Source organism: Spirochaetota bacterium, assembly GCA_038043445.1.
Classification (GTDB): Bacteria; Spirochaetota; Brachyspiria; order Brachyspirales; family JACRPF01; genus JBBTBY01.
Map to the genome: position 1 here is coordinate 1 of JBBTBY010000050.1, position 9,272 is coordinate 9,272.

Here is a 9,272-nt window from a genome sequence, read left to right on the forward strand (position 1 = left end):
GAATTATTCTATCGGTGAATTCCCCTTGATTTTCGCGGGGGTGGGAGTTTTCAAGCCGTCGCCCCATCCTTAGCCTTCACCGCAACATCCGTTCCCGTCAATTCGATAAGGAACAGCGCTACATCGACCCTTGCTTTGTATATCGCACCCATAAGCGCCGTCCAACCGGCATTATCAACCTCATTAACGTTCGCTTTCATACCGACAATATTTTTCGTAACCTTTATATTTCCATGGTATGCCGCCCACATGAGCGGTGTATTGCCTTTATCGGCATCCTTAGTATTCACGCTCACACCTCTTTCGAGAAGGATCATCACCGCATCCCATTTCTGCTGTGACACTCCACAGGCGAGCGCGCTCCATCCTTTCGGGTCAAGCAAATCCTTATCGGCTTTCTTATCAAGAAGATGCTTCACTGCCTTTTCATGCCCATTGTATGCCGCAAGCATGAGCGGTGTCTTGCCTTGGTTATCCCGAGTATTGATATCAGCGTTTTGCGCCAGCGCGGCATCGATCGCGACAATATCGCCCTTCGCTGCCGCTTCGATTAGCGCAGAATTCGGCGAAACGTTTTTTGATACACCCTGCGCAAGAAGACAGGATGCAACGGCGACGAGACAAATAAATCGCTTCATGGAATGCCCTTATAAGTATTTATGCGGATTATACCAGAAACGAACACTCCGGCAAGAGCGCGTTAATTGAAAACGACATCCCCGCTTCTATACTGTATCTTATCCTGATCTCGATTTCGGTCGTCTCGACTTGCTTCGGCTTCGCTCAGCACAAGCCGCTCGATGACCAAATATGAATCTATACCGAATCCGCTCCCCTTTCCCTTCTTAGAAGGGGTAAATTCCCCACAGGCGGACTAGCACATCACGATTGCATCATACCGCCAAGCATATATAATACCCGAACGGAGGCTCGCATGCAAAAGATCAATGAGTTCGAGCTCGCATATCGCAACGGCGACAACGGCGTGAAATATTTCTTCCGCGGCGACCACTACGAATGGGGAAAGATCCTCCTCAAACCCGAGCAACGCCTCGAAGAGCATTATCACGAAGAGGTCGAGGAAACGTTCCATCTTCTCTCCGGGGAGAAAGTCGTGCTCATGGTGAACGGCAGCCCCGTCGAGATGAAAGAAGGCGATGCGATAAAGCTCTCAGCGAAAGAGCGGCACACGATAATAAATCACGGCAGCCGGAATGCGCTTGTCGTTTTCATCAAGGCACCGTATGATCCGAACGATAAAGTCATCGTCGATAAAGCCATCTACTGATATCATTCGCTTTCAAAATAGACCGCCCGCGGACGCAGCATACACCATGAATGGATTTTTACTCATCGATAAACCGGCAGACATGTCCTCGTTCGCGGCGGTGTATGCCGTACGAAAGCGCCTCGATCAGAAAAAGGCGGGGCATGCCGGTACGCTCGATCCCTTCGCAACGGGGCTCCTTATCGTGGCACTCGGCGCCTACACGCGGCTCATACCGCACTTTGACGACATGCCGAAGACCTACACGGCCGTCGGCGTTCTCGGCGAACTGCGCGACACCGACGACGCCACCGGCAGCGTCACCGAAACATTCCCTGCAATAACGGCATCGCCTGATGCGATACGAACGCTCATCCGTGACCGCTTCACCGGAGCGATACGGCAGCTGCCCCCGCGCTACTCGGCGCTGAAGGTCAAAGGACATCGCGCCTATGACCTGGCACGCGGAGGGGACGATTTCGACCTTGCCGTACGCGATGCTACCGTCCATACGATCGAACTTACCGGGTTCGACTACCCGCGTTTCGCGGTACGCATGTCCGTATCCCGGGGCACCTACGTCCGCACGATAATTCGCGACATCGGGACCGCGCTCGGGAGCGGCGCCTACACCGAGGTGCTTCGCCGTACCCATATCGGTCCGCTTGCTGTCGGCAATGCCATCGCCCCGGCGGCGGTATCCTCGGAAGCCGTTCTCGGCTATCACGATATCTTCCCCGATATACCGCTCACCCTTGCATCGAGCGCGCTTTCAGAGCGTCTCCACAACGGCAATCGCAGCCTGCCCGACGTTCCCGACGGACGCCATTATTTCACGGATGGCGACAGTGTACTGCTTGCCATCACCGACGTTTCGAAAGGCAATGCGCGGTACGAATTCGTCAACAATGACGTAAAAGCGGGCCAGCTTCGATGATCGGCACAGAGACTGTTGCGAAAATTCTACTCGCCCATAACGAAGGATAATGAGCATCAAAATTTCATCTGAATCGATGAGAACAGCGAGTTGCAACCCGCTGTTCTCTGTTTTCGCAGCAGTCTCGACACAGTGATTTGACGCAGTCGTATATATACGGTATACTTACGGCATATCAGGTTGTGCAGTACCCGAAAAATAATCAGATGGAGTGTTCCCATGAGTACAAAGGGCAAGTATCCGGTCATGCTGACAGGTGAACTGACCGTTCCGCCGGGGAATGGTTGGTGGCTCATCAAGATCTTCCTTGCGATACCGCATCTCATCATCCTTCCTTTCCTGTGGATCGGCTTCGTCGGCGCGACCATTATCGCCGCCTTCGCCATCCTCTTCACGGCAAAATACCCGAAGGCACTTTTTGAATTCAACATCGGTGTTCTCCGCTGGTCGTGGCGCGTGGGCTTTTACGGTCTGCATGCGTTCGGCACCGATAAGTATCCTCCCTTTTCGCTCGATCCCGACAAGAAATACCCCGCCGACCTCACGATACAATATCCCGCGCGGCTTTCACGCGGACTCCTGTTCGTCAAGTGGTGGCTGCTCGTTATCCCCCACGCCGTCATCGTGGCGATATTCACCGCCGGCATGGGCAATGGTCTGGGGCTTATCCCCGTGCTCTCCATCTGCGCGGCGTTCGCGCTCCTTTTCACCGGAAAATATCCGAAGGAGATATTCCGCCTCGTCATCGGCCTCAACCGCTGGGTGTTCCGCGTCATCGCGTATGCTGCGCTCATGACCGATGCATACCCGCCCTTCCGGCTTGAAGACGATAAGTAATATCGCGGACGGGATATCGTACGATAATGCTCTCTAGTGTCACTCGAGGAGAATAACGCTTCATGGACCCCCAACGGCTCTCAAAGCTCAGCGCGCATATCGTCGACAGCTTCTTTTCCGATCGCATCGTGCCCTCGGATTTCATACAGCGGCTCCTCGCGACGGTATCGGATAATCCGACCGCGGACGGCAGCACGATCGCCGAAGCCTGGGATGAGAAGAACACCGATCGCAAGCGCGACGGCGCGGACGCACGCGATATCGACATGCCGCTCCTCATCACGCGCGGGTACGATCCTGTCATACCCGAGGACGAGCTCGCGAAATATCTCCCTGAAGAGAAGATCCTCATCAACCGCGATGTGTTCCGGAAAAAGCTCGACGGCTTGGATTTCGCTGCGGTCGATGTCGCCACCGAAAAAGGCTTACTTGACGAGCTCAACAATGAATCGATAGGCCTTTCGCCGCGCGAGGTGAACCTGTACTATTCGCTCATAAAAGTGAGCATGATAGGCGATGTCGTCGCAGCGGCACCGGCGGCGGCCCATGCCGCTTCCGCCGACGGGAGCGACCCCAGGCATATCATGAAGCTCTTCGAGGAGAACGTATGCCCGGTGGCGTCCATGGCGGCCATCAACGACGGCAAACACATCAACCGCGACTATCTCACCATGGTCATCAAGGACAGGATAACCAAGGGAAAAGTGCAGCCGCGGGTATTAGCCGTACTCATCGGCGATGTCAACAGAAAATACATAACCCTCCTCAAGGAATTCCTCACGCTTGTGGCGCAGAAATGGGGGGACGACCCCGCGGAGATAAACCGTTACTTCGGCATGTACCTGGCCGCGAACGGCGGCGATGCCGTGCACCTCAGGAATCTCCAGCTCTCCGTCCCGCTCCTCAAATTCATCACTGACGAGCTCGGTCGCGTAAAATCGATCTATTACGCCTCGATCGTGTTCATCATGACGTTCATGTACGTGCTCGTCACGCAGATATACGAGGTGTCAAAGAAATTCCATACTGCAGGCGAAGAACAGAAAGTGAAGATATTGAAGCTCTACAATTCAGAGGAACGCATCAAGATGATAATGGGCAACGCTATGAACATCGCATCGCAGAAGATACTCAATTACCGCGCCGAATCGCGCGACGTGCTCGCGAACATCCAGAAATTCCTCGCAAAACATAAGGATATCGTCACGGCGAACGATCTGTTCAAAATGAAGTACGACTGATATCAGCGGCCGGAGAACTGTTTTCCCGCGCTCTTTGATGCCGCATCCGTCCCGGCGGGACCCACCGCCGAAAGGAAATATCGCCCGTCACCGAACACGCCGTCGATGACGTCGTTCACACGCTTCATATCGACCAGTGATATCTTTTTATACATATCGGCGAACGTGAAATGCCTGCCGTAATAATATTCGTGCCGGGCGTTCTTGTTCATGATGAAATCAGCGCTCATCTTGTTGAAAGCGAGCGCACCCTTGTACATCTCTTTCGCCTCGGCCACTTCCGCCTCGCTGATATCCTTCGCGCGCACACGCTCCATCTCATCGCGGATGAGCGAAAGCGCCTTCGTATACGTCGTTATCCCCGTGGCCGCGTGCACCTCGAACGTGCCCGTCTGACGGTAGGATGAACTGTAGGTATAGATGTTATAGCAGAGCGCATTGCGTTCGCGCAGCGACTGAAAGAGCCGCGACGATGAACCGCCGCCGAGTATATTGCCGATGACCGTGAGCGGATAATTGCGCTCATCGCCCGCCGAATAGGCTTCATGCACGAGACAGAAATACACCTGCCGGAGGTCCTTTTTCACCGTAACGCGCACATCATACCGCGGCGGGGGAAGCGCTGTGCCGCCCTCCTCTTTCCCGGGTGTTATGCGCATCGCTGAAAGGCGCTTCAGGAGATAACGCTGGTCGAACCTGCCCGCGACCGATACCACAAGGCTCTTCGCGCGGAACATCGTCTTGAAATAATCCATGAGCCGCGAACGCGTGATGCGGCGGACGTTCGGGATGCTCCCGGCGATGGGATACGCCATGGCGCTCCCCGCATAGAAACGCGTGAAGAACTGCTGGCTCACGATCTCCTCGGGGGAATCGTCCGCCATGCGTATCTCTTCGATGATGACCTTCTTTTCCTTCTCTATTTCCGCGGCATCGAACGTCGATGACTCCATGATATCGATGAGTATATCGAGCGCGCGGTCCAGGTGCGCCGACGGTATGCTCACATAGAACGCGGTGAACTGCCGCGACGTGAACGCATTGAAATTCCCGCCCACCCCCTCGATGACCTTCACGATATCGTACGCGGAATATTTTTTCGTGCCTTTAAAGAGCATATGCTCTATGAAATGGGTGTATCCGTTGACGTCCTTGGGTTCATTCGCGCTCCCCACATCGAACCAGAAGCCGAGGGACACGGTATCGAGCGCGTCCATCCGTTCGCTGACGACGCGCACGCCATTGGGAAGTACGATCTTACGGAACAAGCAGGCACCTCTTCGTCATGATTGGGGGCGTTCGTAACAATTATCGGTTTCTAGGGGGATAAACCTTATGCGGAGGGGGCTTCGGGAAGGACGCTATTTCCCGCCCTGGTATCGCCGCACATAGGATTCGTGCGTGCGGTAATCAGAGGAAAAGATGTTACGTCCCTTGTTGTTCGCACAGAAATAGAGATAGTCAACATCAGCAGGCTTCATTGCCGCCTCGAGCGATGCCTTCGACGGATTCGCTATCGGTCCGGGGGGGAAGCCCTTGCGCAGATAGGTATTGTACGGATGCTTCGTCTTGAGATCGTTCTCGCGTATGTTCGGCCGTTCGATCGCCCCGCCGCGCGTCAGCGTCATGGCATATATCACCGTTGGGCAGCTTTGGAGACGCCCGCGCACATCGGCATTGTTAAGGCGATTGTAATAGACAGCGGCGATGAGCGGCCGCTCGTCGGGGGCACCCGCCTCTTTCTCGACAATGGATGCCATGGTGACAAGCTCGTGCATGGTACAGCCGCGCTCTTTCGCACGTGCCGCAAGCACATCGCGGGAGAACGTCTTGAAGAATTTATCGGCCATGAGCGAAACGAATTCCCCGGCATCATGCCCGCGGGCGATATAGTAGGTGGAGGGGAAGAGATATCCCTCGAAACTGTCGCCGGGTATCTCATGTGCGCGCAGAAGCTCCTTGTCGCGGCAGGCGGCAAGGAATGAGGGCTCATCGACAAGCCCCTTGTCGGCGAGTATCTTCGCTATCTCGAACATGTTCCTGCCTTCGGGCACGGCGAATTTCTCGAGCACCACACGCCCCTCATGGAGCGTGTCCATTATCGTGAACATGTTCATCCCGCGATCGAGCGAATAGCCGCCCGCCTTCATTCCTGACTTCCCGGTGATCTGAGCGGCGCGTACGAAAAGCTGGTCGGATGCAATCAGGTTCGTTTCGGCAAGATGCGCGGCGACACGCCGAAGCGAATCGCCCTGGCGCACCTCGAAAAAGACGACATCATCGGAAGAGCCGAGCGGGCGCGTCAGGAAGACGACGGCCGCGGCAGCAATGCCCATGATGACGAGAAAGACAAGCAGTTTTTTGTTCTTCATGGCGGGGTATTGTATTTGCATCGGCGAAAAATGCAATGCTTTTACGCGGCGGGGCGCCTATGTGCGTACCGCCCCGATAAGCCCCGCGGCGTTCCCGCCGAGAAGCTTCGCCTTCCGCTCCGCATCGAAACCGAACGTATCGAGTGAGCGTATCGCCTTCGCCTGATCGTCCCACGGCGAATCGGTGCCGAACATGATACGGTCGTGGCTGTGCCCGTCAAAAAGCTCGCGGGCAGTCTCCACGCTCATATACTTGAGCGAGAACGATATCTCGATGTAAACATCCTTCCCGATGAGATGCTTCTTCACCTCGTCATAATCCAGCCACGCCCCGAAATGCGTCGCGACGAATTTCAGCTTCGGGAAACGGGTGATGACATCGGCTATCTTCTCCGGGTCGCATATCCTGTTCCGCGGATACGCGATATCGAAACCGGTATGGCATATCAGGATGAGCCCGAGCGATGAGAGCGCCTCGTATATCGGCATCATCTTCGGTTCATTGAGCACGAAGCCCTGATAGTACGGATGAAGTTTGATACCGATGAAACCTTCATCCCTCATGATCGAAAGCCGCTCTACCGCGCATGGATCGTCGGGATGTATCGACAGGAACGGGACGATGCGTTCGCTGCGAACAGCCTTCGACCAAGCGAGCATCGGCACGAACTGTTCCGGCTTGGTAGCGATATTGAGCACAAAACTCGTATCGACGCCGCTCCTATCCATGCTTCGTAAGAGATCGCTCACGGTGCCGTCAAGGAGCGCTTTCTCGCCGCTCCCCGCCTCAAGCCCCGCGATCGCCTTCGCGGCGATCTTGTCCGGGAACGCATGGGTGTGGGTATCTATTATCATAGCCGCTCCTTACACTAGAACATCTGATCGATATCGAGATATACTTTCACATCCTGCCGCCAGAAACCGACATCGAGCATGACGATGAAATCTTCCGACCAGGCGAGCCGAAAACCGGGGCCGCCGGAAACGATGAGGCGCTGCCAGGAAAATTGCGACGGCTCTCGCGCTATCATACCAAGATCGGCGAACGCCACAAGCTCCATATGCCACTGATCTTCGAAGAGTTCCCAGTCGAAGAAACGCCAGCGAAGCTCTACATTAACGACAGCCTGTGTCTCACCGCGATAGCGATAGATCGGCACACCGCGGAGCGTATCCTTACCGCCGGGGCCGCGTGCCGCCGGTGTGAGATTGATATACTCGGTCTTGAAGAACGGCACAGCGCCGAAGAGCTCATCGTAGATGAAACGCTCGGCGAAGACAAGGTTCGTATACCCGGGGATGAACGTGAAGAACGCCTTCTGCATGAAGGTCAATCGCACATAATCGTACGCACTGCCGATGTAGCGGCTCGCTATTTCCACTTTAAGCTCGGTGAAACATCCGGAATGCGGATTCGGCTCGAAATCGCGATCATCGAAACTCACCCCGCCGACAAACGCTGTCACAAGGCCGCCGGCAATGCCGTAGGGCCGCTCATCCATGAGCCGTGAAGGATACATGACGCCGCTGATGGAAATGGAATTGGTGAAGTAATAATACTCGGCGTACACCCCGAGAATGCCCGAGAGCTCCCAGCCGTGCCCCGCTTTCTTCCCGCCGAGTACCGGCACAGCGGCCAGCGCATTGATGCGCACCGCATTCCTTCGATAGCGATAATAGTAATTATTCTCATTGGATGCCGCATACCCGAGCTCATCATCCGTACCGCCGAAGCCGTCGAACGTTTCGAACATGATGAGCCGATAGTCGATGAGCGTCGTTATGCGCATCGTCCTGTCGAGGAGCATGAGCGAGGGGAAGTCGAAGAAAATGCGCGGGCGTATCTCGCCGCCGGTGGTGAAAATGAATTCCGGCTGGAATTTCCAGGAATAATCCTTTTTCCCACCGGAAACCCCGACGAGCTGGAACATGGCCCCGAGTTCAACGCCGGCATCCGCATTATAGCTTATCGCCGGCAGCAGTTTCCATTTGATGGAATCGTTGGTCGCAGCAGCATTCGAATTCGTCTCGGCCGCGAGCATAGCGCATGTCAGCAGTACAAAAGGGATAGTAGTTTTCATGTGCCGCCATCGCCACCTCAGATATGGCTCAGTATACCACCCGCCAAATTCCTGTCAATTACAACCGCGTCTTCCCGCCCCTCCTCGTCATTTGTGAGCCGTACCCTGCACCACCCCCATCGCGCATGGATCTCTGTTGCCTCCGGTTCTTATTTACATTTATTTGATCGTTACTGCGCTCAAATAAATGTGGGCGGAAGAATCCATACTGCTCGCCGTAGACGACATTATATTCTTCACGGAATGCGTCGTAACGGTCGGTGAGGCTGTCGAACCGTGCGCTTCCATGATCTTATAGAGCGCGGATTTTTCCGGATTGCGCCATGGAGGCCGCAGCTGGCGGCGCCCATGGATGGGCTTAGCCGCTACGCTTGCGTTGACGATATACCCCTTGTGCCTGCACATGTAATATTGAACACAGTAAATTTTAAAATTCAGCCTGATACATTTCTGCATTCCGGCATGTTCTCCCCTCTCTCACTTCCCTGTGAGAGAGGGGAGAGGCAAATACATTTTCTTCTGCACAACGCTTTATTA

General features: G+C 55.0%; 9 protein-coding genes. 4 read left to right on the forward strand and 5 right to left on the reverse strand.

Annotation, left to right across the window (positions count from 1 at the left end; translation table 11 throughout):
• Positions 1-50: 50 nt before the first annotated feature.
• Positions 51-638 (reverse strand): ankyrin repeat domain-containing protein, encoded by a 588-nt coding sequence (locus AABZ39_07745; GenBank protein MEK6794652.1) that lies wholly within the window; start codon positions 636-638, stop codon positions 51-53.
• A 296-nt stretch (positions 639-934) separates the two neighbouring features.
• Between AABZ39_07745 and AABZ39_07750 the strand changes: the two genes are divergently transcribed.
• The 4 genes from AABZ39_07750 to AABZ39_07765 all read left to right on the forward strand — a co-directional run bounded on the left by AABZ39_07750 (position 935) and on the right by AABZ39_07765 (position 4,282).
• On the forward strand, positions 935-1,288 hold the full coding sequence (locus tag AABZ39_07750; protein MEK6794653.1) for a cupin domain-containing protein: 354 nt from the start codon (positions 935-937) through the stop codon (positions 1,286-1,288).
• A 46-nt stretch (positions 1,289-1,334) separates the two neighbouring features.
• Positions 1,335-2,204, forward strand: coding sequence for a tRNA pseudouridine(55) synthase TruB (gene truB, locus AABZ39_07755; protein MEK6794654.1), 870 nt, complete (start codon positions 1,335-1,337; stop codon positions 2,202-2,204).
• 219 nt (positions 2,205-2,423) lie between these two features.
• Positions 2,424-3,041: a DUF4389 domain-containing protein gene (locus tag AABZ39_07760; GenBank protein ID MEK6794655.1), complete on the forward strand. Its 618-nt coding sequence runs from the start codon at positions 2,424-2,426 to the stop codon at positions 3,039-3,041.
• A 62-nt stretch (positions 3,042-3,103) separates the two neighbouring features.
• Positions 3,104-4,282: a hypothetical protein gene (locus AABZ39_07765; GenBank protein MEK6794656.1), complete on the forward strand. Its 1,179-nt coding sequence runs from the start codon at positions 3,104-3,106 to the stop codon at positions 4,280-4,282.
• Positions 4,283-4,284: 2 nt separating this feature from the next.
• Here the strand turns inward: AABZ39_07765 and AABZ39_07770 are convergent, their stop codons facing one another.
• From AABZ39_07770 to AABZ39_07785, 4 genes are all read right to left on the reverse strand, one after another.
• Entirely contained in the window at positions 4,285-5,550 is a 1,266-nt protein-coding gene (locus tag AABZ39_07770) for a pitrilysin family protein (GenBank protein ID MEK6794657.1), read from the reverse strand.
• 93 nt (positions 5,551-5,643) lie between these two features.
• Entirely contained in the window at positions 5,644-6,654 is a 1,011-nt protein-coding gene (gene mltG / locus AABZ39_07775) for an endolytic transglycosylase MltG (protein MEK6794658.1), read from the reverse strand.
• A 57-nt stretch (positions 6,655-6,711) separates the two neighbouring features.
• Positions 6,712-7,509, reverse strand: a complete 798-nt coding sequence (locus AABZ39_07780) for an amidohydrolase family protein (protein MEK6794659.1) — start codon at positions 7,507-7,509, stop codon at positions 6,712-6,714.
• A 14-nt stretch (positions 7,510-7,523) separates the two neighbouring features.
• Positions 7,524-8,735 (reverse strand): BamA/TamA family outer membrane protein, encoded by a 1,212-nt coding sequence (locus AABZ39_07785; GenBank protein MEK6794660.1) that lies wholly within the window; start codon positions 8,733-8,735, stop codon positions 7,524-7,526.
• Between the last annotated feature and the right edge of the window lie 537 nt (positions 8,736-9,272).